The organism is Sinomonas gamaensis (assembly GCF_005876955.1).
GTDB lineage: Bacteria > Actinomycetota > Actinomycetes > Actinomycetales > Micrococcaceae > Sinomonas > Sinomonas gamaensis.
Window position 1 is genome coordinate 84832 of sequence record NZ_SSCL01000011.1, and the last position, 26894, is coordinate 111725.

Sequence of the window (26894 nt, forward strand, 5' to 3'; positions counted from 1 at the left end):
CGCCTTCCGGGAGGGGGTGGATGCCAGAGAGAAATATTACTTGGGCGTACGACGACGGGCGGCAGGGGCTATGTGGCCAACGTCACCGCGGATTCTGGAAGGCCAGCGTACGGCCTGCGGTTAGCACGGGGGAGAGCGCGGCTCACCCGAGCCGCGGTTCCGAAACCCCGCAGAAGGAGATCAGCATGAGCATCGCCCATGAGGAAGCCGCGCTGGACGCCGCCGCCGTCGACGCCCTGTTCGTTGAAGCCCGCACCGCCAATTCGTTCACCGGCGAAGTGACCGACGAGCAGGCGCAGGCGATTTACGAGCTCACGAAGTTCGGCCCTACGGCCTTCAACAACCAGCCCCTTCGCATCACGTACGTGCGGTCTCCGGAAGCGCGCGAGCGTCTCGTGGCCCACATGATGCCGGGCAATCAGGAGAAGACGCGGAACGCCCCGCTCGTCGCCGTCCTCGCGTTCGACACCGAGTGGCACGAGAAGTGGGACGAGTTCCTTCCCGTCGCCCTGCGCGCCAAGGCCATGTTCGACAACGATGAGTCCCTCCGCTACGGCACCGGCCGTGACAACGCGCACCTCCAGGCGGGTTACTTCATCCTTGCGGTTCGTTCCCTCGGTTTTGCCGCTGGCCCGATGACCGGAGCCAACTTCGACGCCATCGACGCCGATTTCTTCCCCGAGGGCGGCCGCAAGAGCTTCCTCGTGGTGAACATCGGCCGTCCCGGTGTCGACGCCTTCGGGCCGGCCAAGACGAAGTTCGCGTACGAGGACGTCGTCGAGACCCTCTGACCCGATAGTCGGCTTACCCCGAAACGAAACGGCCCCCGCTGCCTGCCTGGCAGCGGGGGCCGTGCCGTTGATGGGTTCTTCGCTCAGCCCTCGCGAAGGGGTTCCGTGGGCCGTCGCGGCGCTACCCGGGGCAGGCTGCCGGTCGCGACGCGGCTGATGGACCCGGTCTTGGGCCGCGCGTCCGCACGGCTGCAGGCCTTCACCCGCACCCCTTCCGTCTCGGGTACGCCAACTGCCCCAGTCTCGGGTACGCCAACTGTCTCGGGTACGCCAACTGCCATTCCAGCGGTGAGGGCAGCCTGAGGCTCGGTCGAAGCAAGAGGCGCGGGGGCGCCGTCGCCCGTTCTGGCAGCCTCGAGGCGTCGGGCCGCCCAGACCGCACGCACCTGGTCGCGGAAGGACCCCTCGCCCCAGCGGGTGAGCGCGATGACGCCGAGCAGGCCAGCAGCCAGGGCCGCGAGCCCTCCGATGAGGATCGACCAGCGCGCTCCCGCAGTGTTCGCAACCCAGCCGATGAGGGGTGCGCCGATGGGCGTTCCGCCTTGGATCACCGCCATGTAGAGCGCGAGGACTCGGCCCCTGTACTGCGCGTCCGTCCCCAGCTGAACGATGGTGTTGCAGAGGTTGAGGAACGTGATCGACGAAAGCCCGACGAACATGAGCATGACAGCGAACCAGAAGTAACTGGGCATGGTTGCGGCGACGACGCTCGCGACACCGAGCAGGATGGCGGCCGCCACGAGAAGCGTCATACGCGGCTTCTTGCGACGGGCGGCCAGGAGCGCCCCGGCGAGCGTGCCCACGGCCATGACGGATCCCAGAAGGCCATAGGCGTCCGGTCCCGCATGGAAGACATCCGCGGCCATGAGCGCGTTCGTGACCTGGAAGTTGAGCGTGAACATCCCCACAAGGCCGGCCATCGCGAGGATCAGGACGATCCTCGGCTGGGTGCGGACGTACCGCATGCCTTCGATGATCTGGTGCTTGCCCCGCGGCACGCGCGGGCTTCGATGCAGGAGCTCGGTTCGCAGTTTTGCCAGGGACAGGAGAACGCCGGCAAAGGATGCCGCGTTCAGGAGGAACACCCATCCGGTTCCGATGACTCCGATGAGCAGGCCGGCCACGCCGGGGCCCGCGAGGCGCGCGAGGTTGAAGGACGCGCTGTTGAGGGCCACGGCGTTGGGGATGTCCTGACGCCCCACGAGCTCCGAGACGAAGGCTTGCCGCGGGGGAGCGTCGAACGCGCTCGCTACGCCGAGGCCGAGGGCGATCGCATAGATCTGCCACAGCTGGACGGTCCCCGTCAGGACGAGCACGCCCTGCAGGAGTGCCAGCAGCCCCATGGCGGACTGGGTCGCGATGAGCAGCTTGCGCTTGTCGAGCCGGTCCCCGAGAACCCCGGCATACGGGCCCAGAACGAGGATGGGAAGGAATTGGAGCCCCGTGGTGATGCCGACGGCGGCGCCGTCGTGCTGCGTCAACTGGGTCAGCACGAGCCAGTCCTGGGCGACGCGCTGCATCCAGGTGCCAACGTTGGAGACGAGGGCGCCGGCGGCCCACAGACGGTAGTTGGGATGGCGGAGGGCACTGAACATGGCACTCATCGGGCCGTCATCTCCAAGAGGATCTCGGAGGCGCGGTGCATGATGGCCCGATCTGCGTCGGAAAGGTCATGGAGCCGCTCGGCCAGCCAGGCCGACCGAAGTCGTCTGGACTCCTCGAGCACCTCGCGGCCTGCAGCCGTGAGTGCCACGACGACCTGGCGTCCATCGCTCGGGCTGTCCGTGCGTTCAACAAGGTTCTGGGCGGACAGCGCATTGACCGTCCGGGTCATGCTCGGGGCTTGGACCCGCTCGGCGTCGGCGAGCTGCCGCATCGTCTGGGGACCGTGCTTGGCCAGCAGGGCGAGCACCGTGGTCTGGCCGGGCGTGACGACGTCGCTTCCCGCCTGATTGCGGAGCACACGCGACGTTCGCATGATCGCGACGCGCAGCTCAACGGCGAGTTCGCCGAGGTCGGGTGCGGTGAGGTTGAGGTCGGGGGAAGTGTCAGCTGAAGGCATTGATACTTAGCATAGCTCATTACCCTTGCTAAGTAAATCTCGTTGCGCCGTCACGTCTGCTGGGTGTGGACCCGGCGGACGTGACGGCGCAACGGGAAGTCAGGAAATGACCGAGTCGACGAGGGCCTTCGCCTCGGACTGGACCTGCTTGAGGTGTTCCTCGCCCTTGAAGGACTCGGCGTAGATCTTGTAGACGTCCTCGGTGCCCGAGGGCCGCGCCGCAAACCAGGCATTCTCGGTGGTCACTTTGAGACCTCCGATCTTCGCGCCGTTGCCGGGAGCCTCCGTGAGCTTCGCCGTGATCGGCTCGCCGGCGAGTTCCGTGGCGGTCACGTCCGAGGCCGAGAGCTTGCCTAGCTTGGCCTTCTGCTCCCGGGTCGCCGCTGCATCGATGCGGGCGTACGACGGCGACCCGTACTTCGCGGCGAGGTCCGCGTAGCGCTGGGAGGGGCTTTGGCCGGTCACAGCCTGGATCTCGGACGCGAGGAGGCACAGCAGGATGCCGTCCTTATCGGTGGTCCAGACCCCGCCGTCCTGCTTGACGAAGCTCGCGCCCGCGCTCTCCTCGCCGCCGAACGCTCCCTCGCCGCTCAACAGGCCGGGGACGAACCACTTGAAGCCGACCGGAACTTCAACCAGCTTTCGGCCCAGCCCCTCAGCGACCCGGTCGATCATCGACGAGCTCACGAGCGTCTTGCCGACCACCGCGTCCTGACGCCATCCGGAACGATTGCGGTAGAGGTAGTCGATGGCCACCGAAAGGTAGTGGTTGGGGTTCATCAGTCCGGCATCCGGTGTGACGATGCCGTGCCGGTCCGCGTCCGCGTCGTTCCCCGTGGCGATGTCGAACTTCGTGTCGCCCGAGTTGACCTTCGTGATGAGGCCCGCCATGGCGAATGGCGAGGAGCAGTCCATGCGGATCTTCTCGTCCCAGTCGAGCGTCATGAAGGCCCACTGCGGGTCGACCGTCGGGTTCACCACGGTGAGGTTGAGGTGGTGGCGTTCGCCGATCTCGCCCCAGTAGTCCACAGATGCCCCGCCCATGGGGTCCGCCCCGATACGGACTCCCGCATCACGGATAGCAGCAATGTTCAGGACGAGCGGGAGGTCGTCGACGTAGTTCGAGAGGAAGTCGTACTGTCCCGTGGTGTCCGCGTTGAGGGTTTCCTGAAGCTGCACCCGCTTCACGCCGCTGAGGTTGGCCTCGAGGAGTTCGTTGGCGCGGTTCGCGATCCAGCTGGTCGCATCGGTGTCCGCCGGGCCGCCATGCGGCGGGTTGTACTTGAAGCCGCCGTCGGCGGGCGGATTGTGGCTGGGAGTGACGACGATGCCGTCCGCTCGTGCCGGGTCGTCCTCCGACCGGCCCGCGTTGTACTTGAGGATCGCGTGGCTGAGGGCGGGCGTGGGGGTGTAACCGTGGCGGGCGTCGATGAGGACGGTCACGCCGTTGGCTCCGAGGACCTCGAGCGCGGTGTTCGTGGCTGGCTCGCTGAGCCCGTGCGTGTCCTTCGCGAGGAACAGAGGCCCCCGGATTCCCTGCCCGGCCCGGTACTCGACGATCGCCTGGGTGATGGCGGCGATGTGCTTCTCGTTGAAGGAGCCCTTCAAGCTCGACCCCCGGTGGCCCGACGTGCCGAACGCAACGCGTTGACCCGGGTCGTTGAGGTCGGGCGAGACGTCGTAGTAGGCGTCCAGGAGGGCCGTGATGTCGACGAGGTCACTGGGAAGGGCTACGGTGCCCGCTCGGTTAGCCATGCCCATAGCTTGGCAGAGAAGAGGAACGCTGGGTGGCGCGGACATGAAGATTTCCCGTGGTGACGAGATTCAGGCGCCGTCAGAGAGCGGACGACGGCGTCACCCGCCTTCTGCGAGGACTCTCTCCGCCAGCTGGCGGAGGGGGCCCGTCAGCGTCGAATCCGGCACCTCGAGACGTTGGCGTCCGAGCTGAACGGTCCATTGGAAGGCGTCCCGCGCGAGCCCGTTTCCCGAATCCCGCTGGAGCTGGTCGGTCTGGCTGCGCGCCGCTCGGTAGAGGCCAGCCCATTCGTTGTCGGATGGCGATCGCTCGCCTCGCATCACGAATTCGACCGCGGCCCTCCGGGGAATCCCTGTGACGCCGCCGGAGCGCGAGACACTGACCCTCACGCCGATACCCCCTGCCTATTCCTGCCGCCTACTGGGCACCCACCCCCACAGTCCGCCAGGCAGTTCCGATGGCCGCCTCCTCATCGGAGTGCAAGCCGAACAGCCGCCTTGCCGTGACAACAGTCTCGCGGGCAAACCCCACGAAGTCGACGCGATCGTCCAGCTTCCCTCCGGCCACCGTCTCGAACCACACTCGGCCGACACGCTCCCACGCGTGGCCCCCCAACTCGGTGGCAGCGAGGTAGAAGGCATGATTGGGAATCCCGGAGTTCATGTGGACGCCCCCGTTGTCCTCACGGGTCCGCACAAACCCGTCCATGCGGCTCGGCTGCGGGTCCTTCCCGAGGATCGGGTCGTCGTAGGCGGTCCCGGGTGCAGCGAGCGACCGGATGCCCGCGCCCTGAATGCCGGGAGCGAAGATGCCCTCTCCGATGAGCCACGTGGCCTCGTGGACCGTCTGCCCGAGCGCGTGCTGCTCCACCATGACTCCCACCACGTCCGCGAAGCTCTCGTTGAGCGCGCCCGACTGGCCTTCGTAGGCAAGATTGGTGGTGTATTGGAGAAGGCCGTGGCCGAGCTCGTGCGCGATGACGCTGAGGGATGACGTGAAGGAATTGAACACCTTCCGGTCCCCGTCCCCGAAGACCATGCGGGAGCCGTCCCAGAAGGCGTTGTCGTACGCGGACCCGAAGTGGACCGTGCCCTCAAGCGCCAGACCGTCGCCGTCCAGGCTCGATCGCCCGAAGGCGTCGTCGAGGAAGCCATAGGTGGCCCCAAGCCCGTCGTAGGCACGGTTGACGTCGACGTCATCGACGGTGTCCTGGCCCTCTTTGCGCACGAGGCGCCCCGGCAGATCCTCGGAACCTCCCGCGTCGCTGATTTCGCGGTGAAGTCCTCCCCGCCCGCCTGGCCGAGCTCCGTCGTCGGCCTCCAAGGTCCTGGCGACGCGCAGCCGCTGGTCCGCCACCAGCGTCAGACGGGCTTCCCGTGAGGCCTCTCGCGGCGCAGCGCCAGCGATCCGCTCGAGAAGATAGGGCGGGATGACTCCTTGTCTCACCATGAACTCACGGTATTGACCCCCACCGACATTTCTTGGGGGCCTTGGCCGCGGGGCGCGAGTAGGCTGGAGGCGGCGCCGAGTGAGGCACCTGTTCGGAACAGATCGTTGGGGAGCGAGGGGACATGGCGGACGTGCACGACGATCGCGAGCAGGGCGTGCCGGAGTGGAACAAGCATCAGGGAGATCAGCCCACCGAGCCGATCCAGCCTGAGTCCCGGCACTCAACCCGCCCGATTCCTCCGGTTCCCCAGGCGCCGACCTCGCCTGGCGCCTCGGCCGCCCCGCCCACCGAGCCGATCCAGCCTGAGTCCCGGCACTCAACCCGCCCGATTCCTCCGGTTCCCCAGGCGCCGACCTCGCCTGGCGCCTCGGCCGCCCCGCCCACCGCAGCCGGCAACCCCTACGCCCAAGGCCCGTACGGCCAATCTGCCTATGGCCAATCTGCCTATGGCCAACCGGCCTACGGCCAAGCCCCGTACAGCCAGCCCGAATACTCCCAGCCCAGCTACCCGCAGCCCTCGTACGGGTACCCGCAGCCTTATTCCTACATCCAGCCCGAGCCCAAAGGCCTCAGCATCGCCTCGATGGTCTGCGGGATCGCGGCCCTCGTGGGCTTCGGCTTCTTCCTGCTGCCGCAGATTGCCGCGGTGGTGCTCGGCCATCTCGGCCTGGCCCGGGAACCGGCTGGCCGCGGGTTCGCCATCGCGGGGCTGGTCATGGGCTACGTCGGCCTGCTCATCACCGTGGTGGTGATCGCCTTCTTCGTGATCGCGATCGCGTCGGTCAGCCGATCTCCCTACGGGTACTAGCCGGCTCTTCGAGCAGCCGCGCGAGCTGGAGGAGCAGGGCCTCCGAGCCCATCGGCCCCACGAGCTGCACGCCCATGGGCACCCCGAGGCCGGTCCACAGAGTCGGAACCGACACAGCGGGAAGGCCGCAGACGTTCACCATCGACGACCACGGCGCGAACTCGCATTGCCGCGCGTAGTCGTGGTCCGCGGTCGCCTCCCACTCCTGTCCGGAAAACCAGCCGATGGGCCGGGGCGTCTGTGCAAGGGCGGGCATGAGCATGACGTCCCAAGGCCGATACTGGGCCACGGTGTCGCGTTCGAAGCGGCGCAGGAAGGCGAGTGCCTCGTCGAGCTTGGCTCGGCTCCGCTGCTGGGCCCGGCGCCGGAACGCGCGGGTGAGAGGCGTGAGAAGCGGCTCCCGCTCGGGCCTGATCCTCAGGCTTCCGACCCCGGCAGTCCACGCGGCCGTGAACGCATCCGGGTAGCGGTTGTCGTAGCGGATCTCGGCCTCGGCGACGAGGTGGCCCGCCGCAGCCAGACGTTCGGCGGCTGCGTCCAGCGCAGCGAGTGCTTCAGGTTCGGGTGCTACTCGATAGCGCTGTTCCCATGGGCTGGAGAGGGTGACGCCGATCCTGAGCCGGCGCGGCTCGCCCTGGAGGGCGTCGAGGTACGACGCCGAGTGGCGGCCGGAGTGCCCTGCCCGCCGATCGCTGCTCGCACTTCGCCCGAGGAGCGCGTCGAGCAGGAGCGCCGCATCCTCTGCCGACCGTGCAAGGGGGCCGGAGACGACGAGCCGTGCCGGATCCCCCGTGCTCTCACCGGCCGGGATCAGGCCGCGGCCCGGTTTCAGCCCGACGAGCCCGCACGCCGCAGCGGGAATCCTGATGGAGCCTCCGCCGTCGCTTCCGGGTGCAACCGGGATTAGTCCTGCCGCCACCGCCGCCGCCGAACCTCCCGAGGACCCGCCGGAGCTCAGTGCAAGTGCATGCGGATTCCTGGATGGCCCGGCAACCCGGTTCTCGGAGTAGGCCGTGAGTCCGAACTCGGGGACCTGGGTCTTCCCGAGGGAGATCATCCCGGCGGCTCGGAGCAGGGCCACGACCGGGCCGTCGCTCGAGGCGGGTGGATGGTCGATGGCCGCGCTGCCGTGCGTCGTGGGCACGCCGGCGATGTCGTGAAGGTCCTTGAAGGCGGTCGGGACGCCGTGCAAGGCGGGGAGCGTGTCGAGCGTGCCGTTCCGGCGGGCTGCGGCGTGCGTCTCGTCGGCGGCCGCTGCCGCTTCGAGCGCCGCTTCGGCGGTCACCGTCACGAACGCCCCGAGACGGCGATTCGAGGCTTCGATCGCCTCGAGGCAATGGCCGACGGCGTCGCGAGCCGAGAGTTCGCCGGTGCGCAGAGCATCGCGGAGCCCGCGCGCGGAAAGGCGGGCTACGCCGTCGTCCATCCGTCTCCTCCCGGCGCCCGTCGCGGACCTACTCACTATAGGCTTGAGGGGAAAATCCCCGATTGCTGTTGACGGAGGGCATCAAGATGGCCGAGTTCGAATCCGTGCGTGTCGACAAGCTGCCGCAGGGCACGCTGCTCGACGTCCGCGAGGACTACGAATGGGAGGCCGGCCACGCCGACGGCGCAGTGCACATTCCCATGGACCAGCTGCCGGCGCGGCTCGGGGAGCTCGACCCGGACGAGGACCTTCTGGTCGTGTGCCGCACGGGCGGCCGTTCGGCCAGGGTGACGAGCTGGCTCGTCGATCAGGGCTACTCGGCGTTCAACGTGGTGGGCGGCATGGACGCGTGGCTTGAGGCTGGGAGGCCCATCGTGTCCGAGAACGGCCAGCGCCCCACGGTCCTCTAGTGATCTACACCTTCCTGGGCCCCGAGGGGACGTTCACCGAAGCCGCCCTCTTCAAGGTGCCCGAGGCCCGCGAAGCCACGCGGATACCCTCGTCGAGCGTGAACGAGGCCTTGGAGCTTGTGCGCGCGGGGGGCGCGGATGCCGCGATGGTCCCGATCGAGAACTCGGTCGAGGGCGGCGTGACGGCCACGCTGGACGCGATCTCGACGGGGCCCGAGCTGCGGATCGTCCGTGAGGAACTGGTGCCGATCACGTTCGTCCTCGTGGCTCGCCCTGGAACGAAGCTCGCCGACGTGCGCCGGGTATTGACCCACGGGCATGCATGGGCGCAATGCAGAGGATGGGCTGCTGCTCATATTCCGTCGGCGGAATACGAACCCGCATCGTCAACGGCCGCCGGGGCGTTGGCACTGCTCGAGCCGACCGTGCGTCCCGGGGATGCCGCCATCTGCAGCCCGATCGTGGCGGAGGAGCATCCCGAACTCGATGTGCTCGCCGCCGATCTGGGCGACAACCCGGGCGCTGTCACGCGGTTCATCCTGGTCGCACAGCCCGGAACCCTTCCCGAGCCGACGGGGGCTGACAAGACCACCGTCGCGGTGCCGCTTCCTGAGGATCACCCCGGTGCGCTCATGGAGATCCTGTGGCAGTTCGCCTCGCGGGGCGTCAACCTCTCGCGCATCGAATCGCGGCCCACGGGCGAGTACCTCGGCCATTATTTCTTCAGCATCGACGCCGAAGGCCACGTCCGGGACGCCCGCGTCGCCGACGCCCTCGGAGGCCTGTACCGGCTGAGCCCCGAGACCCGATTCCTGGGCTCCTATCCCCGAGCCGACGGGGTTCGGCCGACCGTGCTCCCGCACAACGCCGACGAGGCGTTCGAGGCCAGCGAAGCCTGGGTGCGCTCGATCCTCGGGTGAGGCTTCAGTGCGCCACGCGCGCCAGCAGCGAGAGCGGATTGACCTCGACGCGGATATCTGTCGCGGGCCCCGTGGGATCGCCGTCCGCCTGCGTCTCGACTGGCTCCGCGCTCCTGATGCGAACGTTCTGCGCGCCGTAGAACGACATCGCCGGAACCGGCCGATTGTGCTGGAACGTCACCTTGAGGTACATCGCGATCCAGCCGATCAGGGTACGGGGGCTCATCACCACGATGTCCAGAACCCCGTCGTCCACATATGCCTCGGGGATGAAGTCGACGCCCCCGGGCAGCTTGCCGCAGTTCGCGAACAGGACGCTGCGCACGCGACGGGTCTGGAATTCGCCGTCGTTCAGTGAGATCTCCACGCGCTTCCGACGCCGTCCCGGCATGTGGCGGATCCCGGCCTCGGTGTAGGCGATCCAGCCCACCGCACGCTTCAGGTCCTCGTTCGTATCGCTCAGGATCTCGGCGTCCATGCCCATCCCCGCGATGACCAGGAACGTGTGCTCGGACGTCTCGCCCGTCACCCGGTTCCTGAGTTCCATCCTCGCCGTGTCGATGCGGCGCTGCCGGCCGAACAGCGCTGTGTGGACGCAGTGGGAGAGGTTGGTGACGTCGAGATCGAGGTTCCGAGCGAGCAGGTTGCCGGTCCCGAGGGGGACCAGCCCGAGCGCCACATCCGTCCCTGCGAGGGCTTCCGCCACCACGCGCACGGTGCCGTCGCCCCCGCAGGGGATCACGACGTCGGCCCCCGCCTCGAGCGCCTTGCGCGCCATCGAATGCCCCGGGTCGTCCACGAGCGTCTCGAAGACCATCGGCTTGGGCCAGCCGGCCCCACGGCACGCCGCTTCAATGAGCATCTCCGCTTCGGCGGCGCGGGCCTTGATGGGATTGAGGATGACGGCCACCTGCTGTGGACCCGGCGGAGGGGATTGCGCCGGCTCACCGACCGCGCTGCGGCTGTGCTGTTCCCTCAGCCTGCGCACGCCCCACCAGCTGGTCACCGCGAAGGCACCAGCCGCAGCGATGCTTCCACCGACGATCCAGTTGCGCATGGTGCCTTCACTCTATCCCGCCGACTTGTGCACCTGACGCCGCGGTGCGTACGCCCCGGCGGTTAGGCTAGGGGCGTGATCGACGTCAGAGAACTCAGCGAGAACCCCGAGAAGTTCCGGGCCAGCCAGCGCGCGCGGGGTGCCGACGAGTCCCTCGTGGACCGGCTCCTCGCTGCCGATTCCCGCCGCCGTGCTGCTCTCACCCAGTACGAGTCGCTGCGCGCCGAGCAGAACGCGTTCGGCAAGAAGGTCGCGGCCGCGAAGGGCGAGGAAAAGCAGGTGCTGCTAGCCGAGGTGAAGGATCTGGCCGCCAAGGTGAAGTCCGCCTCGAGCGAGGCCGACGAGGCTCAGGCCGAGCAGGACGAGCTGATGCGCATCTTCCCGAACCTCGTCATCGACGGGGTTCCGGCCGGCGGCGAGGACGACTACGTCGTCGTCAAGACGGTGGGGACGCCGCGCGACTTCGGTGCCGAGGGCTTCGAGCCGCGCGACCACCTCGAGATCGGCGAGCTCCTCGGCGCGATCGACATGGAGCGCGGCGCGAAGGTTTCCGGCGCACGGTTCTACTTCCTCAAGGGCGTTGGCGCGCGCCTCGAGCTCGCGCTCCTGCAGATGGCCCTCGACCAGGCCATCGCCGCCGGCTTCACCCCGATGATCACCCCCACGCTCGTCCGCCCCGAGACCATGCAGGGCACCGGGTTCGACGTGAAGCACGACGCAGAGATCTACCGCCTCGCCGAGGACGACCTGTACCTCGTCGGGACCTCGGAAGTCTCGCTCGCCGGGTACCACTCGGATGAGATCCTCGACCTCTCGAGGGGTCCGATCCGCTACGCCGGCTGGTCTTCGTGCTACCGCCGCGAGGCCGGGTCGCACGGCAAGGACACCAGGGGCATCATCCGCGTGCACCAGTTCAACAAGGTCGAGATGTTCTCCTACGTTCCGCTCGATCAGGCCGAGGCCGAACATGCCCGCCTGCTCGCGTGGGAGGAGGAGATGCTGGCGAAGGTCGAGCTCCCGTACCGCGTCATCGACACAGCGGCCGGAGACCTCGGCATGAGCGCGGCCCGGAAGTTCGACTGCGAGGCGTGGGTCCCCACACAGGGTCGTTACCGCGAGCTGACCTCCACGTCCAACTGCACGGGCTTCCAGGCGCGGCGGCTCAACATCCGCGAGCGGATGTTCGACAACGACGGCGCCCCGAAGGGCACGCGCAGTGCCGCCACGCTCAATGGCACGCTCGCCACGACGCGTTGGCTCGTGGCAATTCTCGAGCACCACCAGAACCCCGATGGCTCCGTGAACGTCCCGACAGCCCTTCGGCCTTACCTCGGCGGCCTGGAGGTCCTCCCGGTCCTCTGACCCTTGGGCGGATCTGAGACGCCTTGTGGCCGAGAAGACGACTTCAAGCGATCTTCTCGACCACAAGGCGTCTCGTTCGGGGACGCAGCCCCGCCTCGAGGAGCTTTGTGCGGAGTCGAATGGGCTGCTCGAGGTCAGCCCAGTCCCACCGGAGAACCTGATGCCCGAGGGCAAGAAGGCGGTTTTCGCGGCGCTTTTCCCGGCGAATGATCGTGCCCGGATCTTCGCCACCCGTTAGCTCGTTGCGGAAATACTTGCCCCATCCGTCGAATTCACCCACGGGCCGCCGCGCCATGTCCCAGAAGAAGTCAGTGCGGCCGATGAATCCCAAGGGATCGAAATGCTCCTTCTGCAGAAGCGGTTCGGGGAAGCCAAAGAGGTGCATGAGTGCTCGGCTCACGGATTCCCCGGGCGACTCCGCCCCGGGCCGGGCAAGCGCTGCAATCAGCTCAGCCCTTCTGCGCTGGCTTGCTGCCGTGAGCCGATCTATCGCCTTTCGGACCTCGGGACGCTCGAGCAGAGGAGTCGAAGGGGAACTGCGCAGGACCCCGTCGGCCACCGTGAGCGCCCTGGGAAACTTCCCCGACGCGAGGACCTCGATGAGAGCCTCGACGAGTGGGACGCTTCTGTATCCGCCGACCTCCTCGGCATCGAGATCACGGTGAAGATGACGTCTCACGGGTGGTGGCGGAAAACGGCGCGCACGGATGGCAGCGGGGGAGCCGCCGCGCACTTGGAAGGTTGGGGGCGCCACTCCGAGCCGACCATTGGAGGTGGCGACGACGTCGATGGCCGGCGGAGCTTTGACAGTGGGAATTCCCCGGACGAACAAGGCCGTCTCACTGCAGAAGACTGATTCCGGGTTGGCCTGCATGTAGGCCGAGAGCGCGATCTGAAATCTCTCGTCAGGACGAGCGCCAAGCCACAGGGAGGTCGGAAAGTAGAAGCCGCGCCGGAGGCGAATGAGCTCGCCTGCCGCGAATCCCGCGCGTGCGCCTCGACCGAGAACGCCCACATTCCGCTGAGACGTGTCGAGGAGGTGGCCGAGTAGCTGCATCCCGTCAGTCTCGCTCCCTCTGGCACACGTCTCGGCTCCACACCCTCGCTATGTGGACAACGCACGATTCATGTACCGTTCATGGTTCGTGTCCTTCTCGTAAGGAAGGCTGTCGGTGGGGAGTGGTTCACTAGATAGATGACAACAACGCTCAACGCTGGCATCGATGACCAGCTTTCATTTACCGGACGCAAGCTCGTGTGCCTCGACGTGGACGGAACCCTCGTCGACCATGACGGGCATATGAGCCCCGCCGTGCGCGAGGTGGGGCAGAGCCTCGTTGCTGCAGGGCACGAGATTGTCGTGGCCACAGGACGTTCCCTCGGCGCCACTCTTCCGATCGTCGAGCTCCTCGGGATCGAGCGAGGCTATGCGGTCTCCTCGAACGGCGGAGTGATCACGCGAATCGAGGCGGGCTCGAACGGCGGCTACACGGTGATCGACCGGCGGGTGTTCGATCCCGCGCCTGCTCTTCTGGCTCTCCGCCACCGCCTCCCGGGCGCCAAGTACGCGATCGAGGACCCGGAAGGCAACTTCTTCTCCACCGAACGGTTCCAGGACCCGAGCTTCGGGGTCGAGGCCAACGGCGTGGCGTTCGAGGAGCTCCTCGACATCCGCGCGGTGCGCCTGGTCGTCTTCTCCACGGACGCGACGGCCGAGGAGTTCGGCGAGGCCGTCGAGGCCATCGGGCTGCACGGGGTGACGTACTCGGTGGGCTGGACTCCGTGGCTCGATATCGCGGCTCAGGGCGTGACGAAGGCGAGCGGCCTCGAAGTCGTCCGGTCGCTCACGGGCATTGACGTCGAGCAGACGGTCGCCGTCGGCGACGGCCGGAACGACATCGAGATGCTCCAGTGGGCTTGGCGGGGCGTCGCCATGGGCCAGGCCCCCGACGAGGTGAAGGCCGCCGCGGACGAGGTAACGGCGAGGGTCGAGGACGACGGCCTGGTCGCCGTCCTGCGCTCCCTGCTCTGAGGCAAGCGCGGGGTCAGCGCGCTTCGACCATGAGCCGGAGCAGATGGGCGGCAGCCGGACGGGCGTCGAACTCCTCGTTCCAATGGGCTCTGGCTATGGCCTTCGACACCGCCTGAGCCGTGATGCCCAAGGCCTCGGCGACTGCCTTCTGCTGGCCCCGCACACCAGGGGTCAGCAGCTCGAGAACTCGCCATTCCGCCGTCGTACGCCCCGCCACGGTGAGCGCGAGCAGACGGAGGACGGCGGCGGCCTCCGCGGCGAGCACGCGGTCCGGGCCGTCGACGGCGATGGCGGCCTCGTCCTTGATGTGCTGCGCGCGTTCGACGGCGCGACGCGAGTAGACGAGTCCCAGCCCCGTCACGTCCTGCATCTCACTGGGCAGCGGTTCGCCGAGCGGCCCGACGCCGATGCCGACGTTCCAGCGCACCCCGCCGCAGGCGTCGGATCGCATGGCGGCGAGTCCGACGTCGACAGCCTGCTCCGGCTTGGAGAACACGGCTTGGACTTCGTCCCCGACCGTGCGCGCGAAGGGGATCTCCGGCGTGGCGCGGTCGAGGGCGCGGAGGAGCTGCGGAACGCGGTCACCCGGTTCGCGGTCGCGCTGATTGATCGTGACCGTGTACATGGCCCGAGCCTAGCCGGGCAACCGCGTCTGAGCTGGGAAGACGTGGGGGCGCAACGCCTGTGTGCTAGTGCCCTTCGCCGAAGCGCTTGATCGACGCCTCGAGCTCCGCCTCGGCCGCGGCCCGGTCGGCCCAGCCCGCAGGCTTGACCCACTTGCCGGGCTCCAGGTCCTTGTAGCGCGTGAAGAAGTGCTCGATCTCCTTGACGAGCCACTCGTCGAGGTCTTCCTTCTCCTGGATGTGGTCGAAGCGCTTGTCGGCCGGAACGCAGACGAGCTTGGCGTCTCCGCCGGACTCGTCCTCCATGTTGAAGATCGCGATGGGGCGCGCCTCGAGGAGGATCCCGGGGAACAGGTCGACATCCGGGTAGAACACGAGTGCGTCGAGCGGATCGCCGTCTTCGCCGAGCGTGTTCTCGAAGTAGCCGTAGTGCGTCGGGTACTGCATCGAGGTGAAGAGGACGCGGTCCAGGCGGACGCGGCCGGTCTCGTGGTCCACTTCGTACTTGACGCGGGAGCCGCGCGGGATCTCGATGGTGACGTCGTGCTTCATGGTGCTCCTTGGCTGGCAGCGTTCAGGGCGGCCGCACTCTCAGTGTTCGCGCGGGCGGCGGGCCCGCTGGTCGGCGGCAACTAGTATTGAGGATATCCGCACTGGGGGCGCGCTCTCCCATCGCGCCCGCCGCCCGAACAGCCCGACCCCCAGGATGCGCCCGCATGAACTCCTCGCCCAGCCGCGCCCAGCGTGCTGTGACGTGGTCCCTTGTCGTGTTCCTCGCGCTCGTCTTCGCGGTGCTCGGCGGCGCGATGCTCGCGCCCGTGTTCCCTGCGCCCCTCCTGGCTCAGCCGACGCCGTCGGCGACGACTCCGGCATGGCTGCGGCCGCCGTCGTCGCCCGCGCCGCTCACGGGGGCGACGCCGCTGGGCGCGGCAGCCCCGCAGCCGCTGCCAGAGTCGCTCGCGAAGGAGCTTGACGCGCGGCTCGTTGCCGACGGCGGCAGCTTCACGGCCACGGTGCTCGACGGCGTTACGGGGCAGACGCTGTACAGCCGAGCAGGCGTGCAGCCGGTGGCGCCGGCGTCGAACCTCAAGCTGCTGACCGCCGCGTCGGTCCTCACGACGCTCGGCCCTGACGCCGTCCTTCACACGAAGGTGGTCCGCGGGAGCGCGCCGAACAGCGTGGTACTCGTCGGCGGCGGCGACGTCTTCCTCGGCGCGGGAGAATCCTCACCCGATGCGGTGCTGGGACGCGCTGGTCTCGCGACCCTCGCGCGTCAGGCAGCCGCAGCCCTCGGCCGGGCGAGCGGGCCGATCACCGTCCAGCTCGACGACTCGCTCTTCTCCGGGTCCGCGCTCAACCCGGCGTGGGCCACCGGGGACATCGCCGCGGGCGAGATCGCCCCGATTGCCCCCGTCGCGCTCAACATCGCGCGGACGCAGCCGGGTGATTCGAGCTCGCGTCCTTCCGACCCCGCGATGGCAGCCGCGACTGCCTTCCGTGACGCCTTCGCGGCCGCGCTGGGACCCGCGGCCTCGGTGTCGACGACGGTCGCCCGCGCCCCGGCGGGCGGCGGCCCCGAACTCGCGAGCGTTGCGTCCGCACCGATCGCCGATCAAGTCGCCTACACGCTCAGGGAATCCGACAACTACGCGGCGGAAACGCTCGCGCGTCTCGCGGCAGCAGCGGCGGGGAAGCCTGCAAGCATCGAGGGCGCACGGGCAGTGCTAGAGGAAACGGCCCAGAAGCTCTTCGGCACGACAGACGGGATCGAGCTCTCCGACGCGTCGGGGCTCGCCATCTCGGACCGGATTTCGACGGCGCAGCTCGCGGCGCTCGTACGGACGATGGCAACGGGCGAGGACGGCCGCCTGCGCCGCGCGCTCGACGGCTTCCCGATCGCCGGGCTCACGGGCACGCTCGCGTCGCGCTACGGGCCGACGTCCCCGGGCGCAGGCTTCGTCCGGGCCAAGACGGGGACACTCAACACCGTGACTGGCCTGACCGGCTACGTGGTCGACACCGATGGCCGCCTCCTCGTCTTCTCCTTTGTGGGAAACGGCCTCATCCCCGGCAGCAAGTCGAACGCGGCCGCCGTCGACGCCGCTGCCTCGGCGCTCGCCGCCTGCGGCTGCCGGTAGAGACTTCGCCCGGCCGCGTGTGATCTGATGGGGTCTATGGACGTCCACGAGTCGGCACCGCAGCTTGTCAACTGGGACCTCGCGGCTGCGACGGCAGCGCGTCTCGCGCCTCCAGGGCCGCAGCTTGAACCGTGGGAGGCCGCGGAGGCCGTCGCCAGCCTCCGGCGCCTCGCGGACGAGGCCGTCCCGCACGTCCACAGGATCACCGGCCTCGCCGCGGCCAAGGATCTGCGCGACTCGCAGGTGCTCATTGTCGACCGGGGTTCGTGGGCCAAGGCGAACACCCAGGGATTCGAGGTCATGCTCGGACCGGTCCTGACCCAGCTCATCGAGAAGCGGGCCAGCGAGATCACGCCCTCCGCCGCCCGCGTCGGAGGCGCGCTCACCGGCGCCCAGCTCGGGGCCGTCCTCGCCTTCCTCTCGAGCAAGGTCCTCGGCCAGTACGAGCCCTACGCGGCGCTTGCTTCCGACTCGACGATCCCCGAGGGCGGGCGGCTGCTGCTCGTCGCACCGAACATCGTGCAGATCGAGCGTGAGCTGAACGTCGAGCCCGATGATTTCCGGCTCTGGGTGTGCCTCCATGAGCAGACGCACCGGGTGCAGTTTGCTGCCGCGCCGTGGCTCCGGGCGCACATCCTCGAGCAGGTGAGCCAGCTGTCCGAGAGCCTCATCGGCAATATGGAATCGCTCATGGAGCGTGCCGCGGCGGCCGCGAAGTCCCTGCGGGAGCGCCCCTGGGTGAGCTCGGGCGAGCCGCTCCCGAGCCGGGGCGCGATCCTCGACCTGCTCCAGGACCCGGCCGAGAAGGCTGCCATCTCCCACCTCACGGCGATCATGAGCCTCCTCGAGGGCCACGCGACGGTCGTCATGGATGCGATCGACGCCGAGGTGGTCCCCACTGTGAAGACGATCCGCCAGCGCTACAACGCGCGGAACCAGAACAGGGGAGTGCTGGAGACGTTCATTCGCCGGCTCCTCGGCCTCGAGGCGAAGATGCGCCAGTACACGGACGGCGCGAAGTTCGTGAACGCGGTGGTCGAGCGCATTGGCATGGACGGGTTCAACCGCATCTGGGAGCGTCCCGAGAACCTTCCGACCGAGGAGGAGATCCACGCCCCCGAGGGCTGGGTCGCGAGGATGGGGTGAGTTCCCGGGACTTCGCCTCGCCGGCCCGCCGCCGGCTCCACCCTGCGGTAGGCCGTGCCCGCAACGCGGTCAAGGCCGCCCTTGCGGAGGCAGGCTGGCCCTCGCGCGTGCTCGTGGGATGCTCCGGCGGTCCCGATTCGCTCGCCCTCGCGGCCGCCGTCGCACACTTCGCGCGGCGCGGCTCGGTCGCGGGGCACCCGCTCGAGGCGGGCGCCGTCGTCGTCGACCACGGGCTTCAGGAAGGCTCGGGTGAGATTGCGAGGACGACGGCGGCCACACTGGCCGAGCTGGGCCTCTCGCCGGTGCGTGTGGTCGCCGTCGAGGTGCAGCAGGTGGGGGAGGGGCCGGAGGCCGCGGCGCGCAACGCCCGGCTCGCGGCGCTCGAGGCAGAGGCCCAGTCGTGGGGAGCCGGCGCCGTACTGCTCGGACACACCCTCGACGACCAGGCCGAGCAGGTGCTGCTCGGGCTCGCCCGCGGCTCGGGGACCCGGTCCCTGGGCGGGATGCGCTCGGTGCGCGGCCTGTACCTCCGGCCGTTCTTGGGCCTGCGGCGCGCGGAGACCGTCGACGTCTGCTTCGCCGAGGGCCTCGAGCCCTGGTTCGACCCGACCAACGAGGACCCCCGGTTCATGCGCTCGCGGGTGCGGGTCGGAGTCATGCCGTTCCTCGAATCCGAGCTCGGGCCCGGCGTCGCGGAGGGGCTGGCGCGGACCGCCGCGATCCTCGGCCAGGATGCCGACTATCTCGACGCCGAGGCCCTGCGGGTCTACGAGTCTCTCGCCGAGCGCCTCCCCGCCGAGGTCGGGCCTCCTGCCGCCCAGGTCGGGCCCACCATCCTCCTGCCCGGCGAGGAAGTCCGGGCCCTCCCGGGTGCGCTGCGCAGCCGCGTGCTGGCCCTCGCCGTCGTCGAACTCGGCGGGCAGCCCACCTTCGAGCGGCTGGCCGCCGTCGAACGCCTCCTCGAGCGCCGCGGATCCGCGGGCCCCATCGAAGTCCCGGGCCATGTGAGCGTGCGCCGGCAGCCCCGCCGGAAGGATGCGGTGCCGGGGGCGGAGTATGGGAAGCTAGTCTTTGTATCGCACCGCTGACGCTGTGCTGGCGCCTGAGCCCTTCTGGCACTGGCCCGGCGGCAGCTGAGACCGAGTTCCAGGAGCCCAGGTGGATTCTCACGACGTCCAGGCAGACCTCAAGCACGTCCTCTACGGCCGGGAGCAGATCCAGCAGCGAGTCGCCGAGCTCGCGGCGGAGATCGACCGGGACTACGAGGGCAGGGACCTGCTGATCGTCGGTGTTCTCAAGGGCGCGGTCATGGTCATGGCGGACCTCGCTCGCGCGCTGCACAGCCACGTGACGATGGACTGGATGGCCGTCTCGTCGTACGGCTCCGGAACCCAGTCCTCGGGAGTGGTGCGAATCCTGAAGGACCTCGACACCGATCTCATGGGCAAGCACGTGCTGATCGTCGAGGACATCATCGACTCCGGCCTGACCCTCTCCTGGCTCAAGACCAACCTCGAGTCCCGCGGCACCGCGTCGGTTGAGATCTGCACGGCCTTCCGGAAGCCGGAGGCGGCCAAGGTGAAGATCGACGTCAAGTACGTCGGCTTCGACATCCCCAATGAGTTCGTGGTGGGCTACGGCCTCGACTACGCGGAGAAGTACCGCAACCTCGACTTCGTCGGGACGCTCGCTCCGCACGTCTACGAATAACCCGATCTCTTTCGTTGAATCCGCCGCCGGAAGTTCGGGGGAACTTTTGCCCCCCACCGTGCGTGATGCTGTCCGAACGGTATAGCTTGTTGCGGTACTGCTCGAGAGCAGGGGACAGCAGGGGCGGGGGTCCTCTGCGGTGAATGGCGCCGCGGCACAACAGAAGGGACGGGGCTCGGCCCCGAGTTCATGAACGTCAAAAGCTTCGTCAAGGGTCCCGGGATCTGGATCCTCGTCGTGATCGCCCTCCTCCTCATCGCCTTCGGCACGCTGGCTCCTGGGGGGAGCGCCACGATCGACACACGCACCGGAATTGAGCTGCTCAAGGACGGCAAGGTCAACTCCGCGAAGATCTACAACGGCGAAGAGCGCGTGGATCTCACGCTCAAGGACGATTACGTCGACAACGGCCAGAACAAGGGCAAGAACGTCCAGTTCTATTACGTCGACCCCCGCGGCAACGAAGTCGTGCAGGCCGTCAACAACGCCAACCTCTCGGGCGGCTACAACGACGTCCCGACCGGCAACAACTGGTTCGGGTCGATCCTGTCGCTCATCATCCCGGTCCTCCTCCTCGGCGCCCTGTTCTGGTTCCTGCTCTCGCGCATGCAGGGCGGCGGCTCGCAGGTGATGAAGTTCGGCAAGTCCCGGGCGAAGATGATCACGAAGGACATGCCGCAGGTGACGTTTGCCGACGTGGCGGGAGCTGACGAGGCCGTCGAGGAGCTCCACGAGATCAAGGAGTTCCTCCAGGAGCCGGGCAAGTTCCAAGCCGTGGGCGCGAAGATCCCGAAGGGCGTGCTCCTCTACGGTCCTCCCGGAACCGGCAAGACCCTCCTCGCCCGAGCCGTTGCCGGCGAGGCCGGCGTCCCGTTCTTCTCGATCTCCGGCTCCGACTTCGTCGAGATGTTCGTCGGCGTCGGCGCCTCCCGCGTCCGTGACCTCTTCGAGCAGGCGAAGTCGAACGCGCCGTCGATCGTGTTCGTCGACGAGATCGACGCCGTCGGCCGCCATCGCGGTGCTGGCATCGGCGGCGGCAACGACGAGCGTGAGCAGACGTTGAACCAGCTCCTCGTGGAGATGGACGGCTTCGATCCGAAGACCAACGTCATCCTCATCGCCGCTACCAACCGGCCGGACGTCCTCGACCCCGCGCTGCTGCGCCCCGGTCGCTTCGACCGCCAGGTGCCTGTGGAGGCGCCCGACCTCGTGGGCCGTGAGCAGATCCTCGCGGTGCATGCGAAGGGCAAGCCCATGGCAGGGAACGTGGATCTCAAGGCCGTAGCCAAGAAGACCCCTGGCTACACGGGTGCCGATCTCGCGAACGTCCTGAACGAGGCCGCCCTCCTCACTGCGCGCTCCAACGCGCAGCTGATCGATGACCGTGCGCTCGACGAGGCCATTGACCGCGTCATGGCCGGACCGCAGAAGCGAAGCCGTGTGATGAAGGACCTTGAGCGCAAGATCACGGCGTACCACGAGGGTGGCCACGCTCTCGTGGCCGCAGCGCTCCGCAACTCTGCCCCGGTGACGAAGATCACGATCCTCCCTCGCGGCCGCGCCCTCGGCTACACCATGGTCGTGCCGGAGGACGACAAGTACTCGGTGACCCGCAACGAGCTCCTGGACCAGCTCGCCTACGCGATGGGCGGCCGCGTGGCCGAGGAGATCGTCTTCCACGATCCCTCGACCGGCGCGTCCAACGACATCGAGAAGGCCACGTCCACCGCGCGCAAGATGGTCACGCAGTTCGGCATGAGCGAGCGCGTGGGTGCCGTGAAGCTGGGCCAGGGCGGCGGCGAACCGTTCCTCGGCCGTGACGCGGCCCACGAGCGCAACTACTCCGATCAGGTCGCCTACGTGGTCGACGAGGAAGTGCGTCGCCTCATGGACCAGGCCCACGACGAGGCCTACGCGATCCTGACCGAGAACCGCGACATCCTCGACCGGCTCGCAGCCTCACTGCTCGAGCACGAGACCCTCAACCAGAGGGAGATCGCGGAGATCTTCGCGGATGTCCGCAAGCGCGACTTCCGTGAGGTGTGGCTGTCGAAGGAGAGCCGCCCGGTGCAGTACCTGCCGCCGGTCGAGACGGAGAACGAGCGCCGTCAGCGCGAAGAGCTCGAGGCGAAGGCGCGCCACGATCACGATGCGACGGATGCCGAACGCCAGGCGCAGGAGGAAGCGAACGACGCGCGGCGCAACCAGCCGCTCGACGCCCAGCACCCCCACGTCCACACGGGCGGCGAGCAGGAGTTCACCGGCAACGGCCAGCCTCCGCATGACGGTCATACGGGGACCCCGCGGCACGGGGCGTGAGAAGCCCCCGATAGGATCATGCCGTGACCCATATTGACGACGACGACGTTGCCGCCGCCGCCGACCTCGACCCGCGCATCGACTTGCCGAGGATCGAGGCTGCTGTCCGTGAGATTCTGCTCGCGGTCGGGGAGGACCCCGACCGCAGCGGGCTCCGGGACACTCCGAAGCGAGTGGCCAAGGCCTACGCCGAGACCTTCGCGGGCCTCCACCAGATCCCCGAAGACGTCCTCGGTGTCACGTTCGACCTCGACCACGAGGAGCTCGTGCTCGTCAAGGACATCCCGTTCTACTCGACCTGCGAGCACCATCTGGTCCCGTTCCACGGGGTGGCCCACGTGGGGTACATCCCGTCCCATGACGGCCGGGTGACGGGGCTCAGCAAGCTCGCGCGGCTCGTGGACATCTACGCCCGCCGCCCCCAGGTGCAGGAGCGGCTGACCACGGACGTCGCGGAAGCCCTCGTGAAGCACCTCAAGCCGCGCGGTGTGATCGTCGTGGTGGAGTGCGAGCACATGTGCATGTCCATGCGGGGGGTCCGGAAGCCGGGAGCGAAGACCGTCACGAGCGCCGTCCGCGGGCAGCTGCACGATCCGGCGACCCGCGCCGAAGCCATGAGCCTCATCCTCGGAAGGTAATAGACCATGGACACCCTCGCCGCAGCGCCCGGAACCGGGCCCAACACCACGCCCCTTCCCGTTCTCCGCAAGCCCCTCCCGAGGGCGACTTTCGAGTCCCTCCCGACGGACCGCGCCGTGGTCATGGGCATCCTCAACGTGACCCCGGACTCGTTCAGCGACGGGGGCCAGCACTCCTCGGTGGACGAGGCCATCGCCGCAGGCCTGCGCATGTTCTACGGCGGTGCGGACATCATCGACGTCGGCGGTGAATCGACCCGGCCCGGAGCCGACGAGGTCCCAGAGGACGAGGAACAGCGGAGGGTTCTTCCCGTGGTCGAGGCGCTGGCCAAGGCAGGTGCTCTCGTCTCGGTCGACACGCGGCGGGCCACCACGGCCGCCAAGGCGCTCGATGCCGGCGCGGTCATCATCAATGACGTCTCGGGCCTTGAGGCGAGCCAGGACATGATCGACCTCGTGGCCGATCGGGGCGCCTATTACGTGCTCATGCACAACCGTGGCAACTCCCGCGTCATGACGTCGCTCACCGACTACGCGGATGTCCTCGACGACGTGCTTGCCGAGACGGTGTCGGTCCGCGACCGGCTGCGGGCCGCTGGCGTCCACGACGAGAAGATCATCGTCGATCCGGGCCTCGGCTTCGCCAAGACTGGCGAGCAGAACTGGACGCTGATCAGGGGAATCGAGCGCTTCCTCGACCTCGGTCACAAAGTGCTCGTCGCGGCGTCCCGAAAGCGCTTCCTCGGCGAGCTCCTGACCACGGCGGGAAAGGCCGCGGAGCCCGAGCAGCGGGACGCGGCGACCGCCGCGATCACCGCAGTCGTCGCGTCGAGGGGTGCGTGGGGCGTGCGCGTGCACGACGTCGCCCCGAACCTCGACGCCGTCAAGGTCGCCGCTCGGGCGAGGGCCTGAGGCGGGGCGAGTGGGCACGAGAGCCGACCTCATCACGCTCCGGGGCGTCTCCGCCGTCGGGCATCACGGGGTGCTTGACTTCGAGCGCCGCGAGGGGCAGCCGTTTGTGGTCGACGCCGTGCTGGAGTGCGACTTCGCGGACGCCGCAAGCTCCGACGATCTCGTGAAGACCGCAAGCTACGCGGACATCGCCGAGCGGATCACGCAGATCGTCTCCGGGGAGCCGGTGAACCTCATCGAGACGCTCGCGGTCCGCATCGCCGAGATGATCCTGTCGGAGTTCGCGGCCATTGCTTCCGCCGAGGTGACCGTGCACAAGCCCAAGGCGCCCATCGCCGTGCCCTTCGACGATGTCGCCGTCACCGTCTTCCGAGGCCGGTGAGATGAGCGACGACCTGCCCGCCCAGCAGTCCGGGTACACGCGCGCCGTGCTTGCGCTCGGCAGCAACCTCGGGGAGCGTGCCGAGACGCTTGCCGAGGCCGTCTCCGATCTCGTCGATCGGCCCGAGGTCCGGCTCGTCGACGTCTCGCCCGTCATCCAGACGAAGGCCGTGGGCGGCCCAGAAGGCCAGCCGGACTTCCTGAACATGGTCATGATCGTCCAGACCAGTCTCGGGCCGTACGAGCTGCTCGCCCACTGCCAGGCTGTCGAGGCCAAGCACCTGCGCACCCGTGAGGTCCGCTGGGGTCCGCGCACTCTCGACGTCGACATCATCGTCTACGGCAACCTCGTCCAGGATGATCCGATCCTGACCCTCCCGCATCCGCGCGCCGCCGAACGCGCGTTCGTGCTCTTCCCGTGGCTCCTCATCGACCCGACGGCGGTCCTCGAAGGGCATCCGATCGTCGAGCTCCTCGAAGACTGCTCTGATTCCAGCGGCATCGAGGACTACGACATGCTGCTGGACGAGGGGCTTGCATGAAGCCACTCCGTCTCACCGTGCTCGCGCTCATCGGCGTGGTCCTCGGCCTCCTGGGCTTCGCCGCCACCGAGCTCTCCGACCGCGCCTCGGCGACCACGCCGGTCCTGCCCTACAGCGCGCTCGGAAGCATGGCGGTCATCGCCGTCTTCACACTCGCGCTCGGCATCCGCGTGCTGCGCTGGCGGAACGAGAAGAAGCGCAAGCGGATGATCGACCCCATCTTCGCGGCCCGCACGCTCGTCCTCGCCCACGCCTGCGCGTACGCGGGCGCCGTCCTCCTCGGCTGGCACGCCGGCGTCGTGGCGAACCAGATTCCGGTCTGGGCGGTTCGGGCCACGAGCCCTGTGGTGCTGCAGGCCGTGGCCATGATGGGAGGCGGCGTGGTCATGGTGGCGATCGGCCTCCTGGTCGAGCGTTTCTGCCGAGTCCCTCCCGAGGACACCGACGAGGCCGAGGGCGGAGGCTCAGGCCCCACACGCGCGGGTGACGCCGAGGGCGGGTTCGCGTGACCCGTCCCGGACGGCTTGGAGTCGGCATCATCGGTGCGGGCAAGGTGGGCGCGGTCCTCGGTGCGGCCTTGCGCGCTGCCGAACACGCCGTCGTCGGCGTCTCCGCGGTGTCGGAGGCGAGCCGGGAGCGCGCGGAGACCCTGCTTCCGGGGGTGCCGATCCTGGAGATTCCCGACGTCGTCGAGCGCGCAGAGCTCGTGCTCCTTGCGGTGCCGGATGACGCGCTCGGCCCGCTCGTGGAGGGCCTTGCGAAGCTCGGCGCATGGCAGCCGGGGCAGCTCGTGGCGCACACGTCCGGGCGCCACGGCGTGGGCGTCCTCGCCCCGGTGCGCGCGGCCGGGGCCATCCCGCTCGCGATCCATCCGGCCATGACGTTCACGGGGATGAGCCTCGATCTGGGGCGCATCCTTGACTGCCGCTTCGGGGTGACCGCCGACCCGGCGATGCTGCCGATCGCCCAGGCCCTCGTCGTCGAGATGGGGGCCGAGCCGGTGGTCATCGCCGAGGGGGACCGCGCCGCGTACCACGCAGCGCTCGCGCATGGATCGAATCACCTCGTCACGCTGGTGGCACAGGCGGCCGAGATCCTCGGCCGGATCGGCGTGGAGGAGCCCGACCACCTCCTCGGGCCGCTTCTCCGCGCCTCGCTCGACAACGCGCTCGCTGCCGGCGAGGCTGCGCTGACGGGCCCCGTCGCGCGAGGCGACGTGGGGACCGTGGCAGCCCATGCGGAGGCGCTGGCCGAGCTTGCGGACTCAGGGGCGGCCGACGGCGGAGCCTCCGACATCCTCGAGGCCTACCGCGCGATGGCCCTCGCCACGGCGCGCCGCGCGGAACGCCGCGGCCTGTATGGGCCCGCAACGCGGGAGCGGCTCGAGGAAGCCCTCGAGCCGGGCGAGAACGAGAACCCGAGGGAGGAACTCTAGATGCCCATCACGGTTGTTCACACGAAGGCCGACCTGAGGTCCGAGGTCGCGCGGCTCATCCGGGAGCATGCGGGTCGACGAGGATCCGCGCCGTCGCTCGGTCTCGTCCCCACGATGGGTGCCCTCCACAGCGGACATCGTCGCCTCGCCGAGGCGGCGGTTGCGGCGAACGACGTGGTGGTGGCCAGCATCTTCGTCAATCCTCTGCAGTTCGGCGACCCGAAAGACCTCGAGCGCTATCCGCGCACGCTCGAGGCCGACGCCGCGCTCCTTGAGTCTGTGGGGGTGGACCTGGCCTTCGCGCCGTCCGTGGAGGAGATGTACCCCGGCGGCGATCCGCTCGTCCGCGTGACTGCCGGCCCGCTCGCCGGCAAGTGGGAGGGTGCGTCGAGGCCGGGCCATTTCGACGGCGTCCTGACGGTCGTCTCCAAGCTGTTCCACCTCGCGATGCCGGGCCCGGCCGCGGGGCAGCCCACCGCGTTCCGTGCGTATTTCGGGCAGAAGGATGCCCAGCAGCTCGCGATCGTGCGCCGCATGGTCAAGGATCTCGACTTTCCCGTCGAGGTGGTCGGGGTGCCGATCGTCCGCGCCGAGGACGGCCTCGCGCTTTCCAGCCGCAACCAGTTCCTGAGCGCCGAGCAGCGCGAGGCGGCGCTCGTGCTTTCCCGGGCGTTGCGGCTCGTGGATGAGCGCGCCACGGCGCACGAACCGCTCGAGCCCGACGACGCCGTCGACCTCATCAAGTCCCAGCCCGGCGTCGAGCTCGACTATTTCGAGGTCGTCGACCCGGACACTCTCGAGCCGCTCGCGTTCAACTGCCGCGAGACCCCGTTCACGGGGGAGGCGCTCGCGATTGTCGCAGCACGTGTCGGCGACGTCCGGCTGATCGACAGCATGCCTCTCAAGGCCCGCTAACCCCCCACCGTTTCGGGTACGCCAACTTCCCTCCTGGACCGACTCGGGTGCAGATACTTCC

At 68.6% G+C, this 26894-nt stretch carries 28 protein-coding genes; 18 read left to right on the forward strand and 10 right to left on the reverse strand.

Annotated elements, in window-relative coordinates; genetic code table 11:
- The first annotated feature begins 185 nt into the window (after positions 1-185).
- On the forward strand, positions 186-791 hold the full coding sequence (locus E5679_RS14725) for a malonic semialdehyde reductase (protein WP_138417183.1): 606 nt from the start codon (positions 186-188) through the stop codon (positions 789-791).
- Positions 792-874: 83 nt separating this feature from the next.
- Here E5679_RS14725 and E5679_RS14730 read toward each other — a convergent pair whose 3' ends face one another.
- The 5 genes from E5679_RS14730 to E5679_RS14750 form a co-directional block, all read right to left on the reverse strand.
- A complete protein-coding gene (locus E5679_RS14730; RefSeq protein WP_138417185.1) occupies positions 875-2395 on the reverse strand; it encodes an MFS transporter in 1521 nt (506 codons plus the stop codon).
- Positions 2392-2853, reverse strand: a complete 462-nt coding sequence (locus E5679_RS14735; RefSeq protein ID WP_138417188.1) for a MarR family winged helix-turn-helix transcriptional regulator — start codon at positions 2851-2853, stop codon at positions 2392-2394. Before E5679_RS14735 ends, E5679_RS14730 begins: the two co-directional genes overlap by 4 nt.
- Before the next feature lie 99 nt (positions 2854-2952).
- Complete coding sequence (gene pgm, locus E5679_RS14740; protein ID WP_138417190.1) at positions 2953-4608, reverse strand: phosphoglucomutase (alpha-D-glucose-1,6-bisphosphate-dependent); 1656 nt, start codon at positions 4606-4608, stop codon at positions 2953-2955.
- Positions 4609-4707: 99 nt separating this feature from the next.
- Complete coding sequence (locus E5679_RS14745; RefSeq protein WP_138417192.1) at positions 4708-4998, reverse strand: protealysin inhibitor emfourin; 291 nt, start codon at positions 4996-4998, stop codon at positions 4708-4710.
- A 28-nt stretch (positions 4999-5026) separates the two neighbouring features.
- Positions 5027-6058: a M4 family metallopeptidase gene (locus E5679_RS14750; RefSeq protein WP_138417194.1), complete on the reverse strand. Its 1032-nt coding sequence runs from the start codon at positions 6056-6058 to the stop codon at positions 5027-5029.
- A 122-nt stretch (positions 6059-6180) separates the two neighbouring features.
- Between E5679_RS14750 and E5679_RS14755 the strand changes: the two genes are divergently transcribed.
- Positions 6181-6867 (forward strand): DUF4190 domain-containing protein, encoded by a 687-nt coding sequence (locus E5679_RS14755; RefSeq protein ID WP_138417196.1) that lies wholly within the window; start codon positions 6181-6183, stop codon positions 6865-6867.
- Here the strand turns inward: E5679_RS14755 and E5679_RS14760 are convergent.
- The gene (locus E5679_RS14760) at positions 6842-8293 is read right to left on the reverse strand and encodes an amidase (protein WP_138417198.1); all 1452 of its coding nucleotides are present in this window, start codon (positions 8291-8293) and stop codon (positions 6842-6844) included. The two genes, E5679_RS14755 and E5679_RS14760, sit on opposite strands and share 26 nt — an antisense overlap.
- 86 nt (positions 8294-8379) lie before the next feature.
- On the opposite strand from E5679_RS14760, the gene E5679_RS14765 reads away from it, so the two are divergent.
- Entirely contained in the window at positions 8380-8703 is a 324-nt protein-coding gene (locus tag E5679_RS14765) for a rhodanese-like domain-containing protein (protein WP_138417316.1), read from the forward strand.
- Positions 8703-9623, forward strand: coding sequence for a prephenate dehydratase (gene pheA / locus E5679_RS14770; RefSeq protein ID WP_138417200.1), 921 nt, complete (start codon positions 8703-8705; stop codon positions 9621-9623). Before E5679_RS14765 ends, pheA begins: the two co-directional genes overlap by 1 nt.
- 4 nt (positions 9624-9627) lie before the next feature.
- Here the strand turns inward: pheA and E5679_RS14775 are convergent, their stop codons facing one another.
- A complete protein-coding gene (locus tag E5679_RS14775; protein ID WP_138417202.1) occupies positions 9628-10680 on the reverse strand; it encodes a diacylglycerol/lipid kinase family protein in 1053 nt (350 codons plus the stop codon).
- 75 nt (positions 10681-10755) lie between these two features.
- Between E5679_RS14775 and serS the strand changes: the two genes are divergently transcribed.
- A complete protein-coding gene (gene serS, locus E5679_RS14780; RefSeq protein ID WP_138417205.1) occupies positions 10756-12042 on the forward strand; it encodes a serine--tRNA ligase in 1287 nt (428 codons plus the stop codon).
- A gap of 43 nt (positions 12043-12085) precedes the next feature.
- On the opposite strand, the gene E5679_RS14785 is transcribed toward serS, so the two are convergent.
- Entirely contained in the window at positions 12086-13099 is a 1014-nt protein-coding gene (locus E5679_RS14785) for a hypothetical protein (RefSeq protein WP_138417207.1), read from the reverse strand.
- 138 nt (positions 13100-13237) lie between these two features.
- On the opposite strand from E5679_RS14785, the gene E5679_RS14790 reads away from it, so the two are divergent.
- Complete coding sequence (locus E5679_RS14790; RefSeq protein ID WP_138417210.1) at positions 13238-14074, forward strand: HAD family hydrolase; 837 nt, start codon at positions 13238-13240, stop codon at positions 14072-14074.
- Between the two features lie 13 nt (positions 14075-14087).
- Here E5679_RS14790 and E5679_RS14795 read toward each other — a convergent pair whose 3' ends face one another.
- Both E5679_RS14795 and E5679_RS14800 read right to left on the reverse strand, forming a co-directional pair.
- A complete protein-coding gene (locus tag E5679_RS14795; protein WP_138417212.1) occupies positions 14088-14699 on the reverse strand; it encodes a MarR family transcriptional regulator in 612 nt (203 codons plus the stop codon).
- Positions 14700-14763: 64 nt separating this feature from the next.
- Positions 14764-15249, reverse strand: a complete 486-nt coding sequence (locus E5679_RS14800; protein WP_138417214.1) for an inorganic diphosphatase — start codon at positions 15247-15249, stop codon at positions 14764-14766.
- 164 nt (positions 15250-15413) lie between these two features.
- On the opposite strand from E5679_RS14800, the gene dacB reads away from it, so the two are divergent.
- The 12 genes from dacB to panC all read left to right on the forward strand — a co-directional run bounded on the left by dacB (position 15414) and on the right by panC (position 26833).
- Complete coding sequence (gene dacB / locus E5679_RS14805) at positions 15414-16835, forward strand: D-alanyl-D-alanine carboxypeptidase/D-alanyl-D-alanine endopeptidase (RefSeq protein ID WP_138417216.1); 1422 nt, start codon at positions 15414-15416, stop codon at positions 16833-16835.
- Between the two features lie 27 nt (positions 16836-16862).
- The gene (locus tag E5679_RS14810) at positions 16863-17981 is read left to right on the forward strand and encodes a zinc-dependent metalloprotease (protein WP_138417218.1); all 1119 of its coding nucleotides are present in this window, start codon (positions 16863-16865) and stop codon (positions 17979-17981) included.
- Entirely contained in the window at positions 17978-19069 is a 1092-nt protein-coding gene (tilS, locus tag E5679_RS14815; RefSeq protein WP_138417220.1) for a tRNA lysidine(34) synthetase TilS, read from the forward strand. Before E5679_RS14810 ends, tilS begins: the two co-directional genes overlap by 4 nt.
- Positions 19070-19139: 70 nt before the next feature.
- Positions 19140-19691 carry a hypoxanthine phosphoribosyltransferase gene (hpt, locus tag E5679_RS14820; protein WP_138417222.1) on the forward strand — a complete coding sequence of 184 codons (552 nt, stop codon included), beginning with the start codon at positions 19140-19142 and terminating at the stop codon, positions 19689-19691.
- Between the two features lie 189 nt (positions 19692-19880).
- On the forward strand, positions 19881-22010 hold the full coding sequence (ftsH, locus tag E5679_RS14825; protein ID WP_138417224.1) for an ATP-dependent zinc metalloprotease FtsH: 2130 nt from the start codon (positions 19881-19883) through the stop codon (positions 22008-22010).
- A gap of 23 nt (positions 22011-22033) precedes the next feature.
- Positions 22034-22648 (forward strand): GTP cyclohydrolase I FolE, encoded by a 615-nt coding sequence (gene folE, locus E5679_RS14830; protein ID WP_212746964.1) that lies wholly within the window; start codon positions 22034-22036, stop codon positions 22646-22648.
- Positions 22649-22654: 6 nt separating this feature from the next.
- Entirely contained in the window at positions 22655-23560 is a 906-nt protein-coding gene (gene folP / locus E5679_RS14835; RefSeq protein WP_138417226.1) for a dihydropteroate synthase, read from the forward strand.
- Between the two features lie 10 nt (positions 23561-23570).
- Complete coding sequence (folB, locus tag E5679_RS14840) at positions 23571-23942, forward strand: dihydroneopterin aldolase (protein ID WP_138417228.1); 372 nt, start codon at positions 23571-23573, stop codon at positions 23940-23942.
- A gap of 1 nt (position 23943) precedes the next feature.
- Positions 23944-24483 carry a 2-amino-4-hydroxy-6-hydroxymethyldihydropteridine diphosphokinase gene (gene folK / locus E5679_RS14845; protein WP_138417231.1) on the forward strand — a complete coding sequence of 180 codons (540 nt, stop codon included), beginning with the start codon at positions 23944-23946 and terminating at the stop codon, positions 24481-24483.
- The gene (locus tag E5679_RS14850) at positions 24480-24992 is read left to right on the forward strand and encodes a DUF3180 domain-containing protein (RefSeq protein ID WP_138417233.1); all 513 of its coding nucleotides are present in this window, start codon (positions 24480-24482) and stop codon (positions 24990-24992) included. Before folK ends, E5679_RS14850 begins: the two co-directional genes overlap by 4 nt.
- Complete coding sequence (locus tag E5679_RS14855; RefSeq protein WP_138417234.1) at positions 24989-25918, forward strand: Rossmann-like and DUF2520 domain-containing protein; 930 nt, start codon at positions 24989-24991, stop codon at positions 25916-25918. The genes E5679_RS14850 and E5679_RS14855 overlap by 4 nt, the downstream gene beginning before the upstream one ends.
- Positions 25919-26833: a pantoate--beta-alanine ligase gene (gene panC / locus E5679_RS14860; protein WP_138417237.1), complete on the forward strand. Its 915-nt coding sequence runs from the start codon at positions 25919-25921 to the stop codon at positions 26831-26833.
- The last annotated feature ends 61 nt before the right edge of the window (positions 26834-26894 follow it).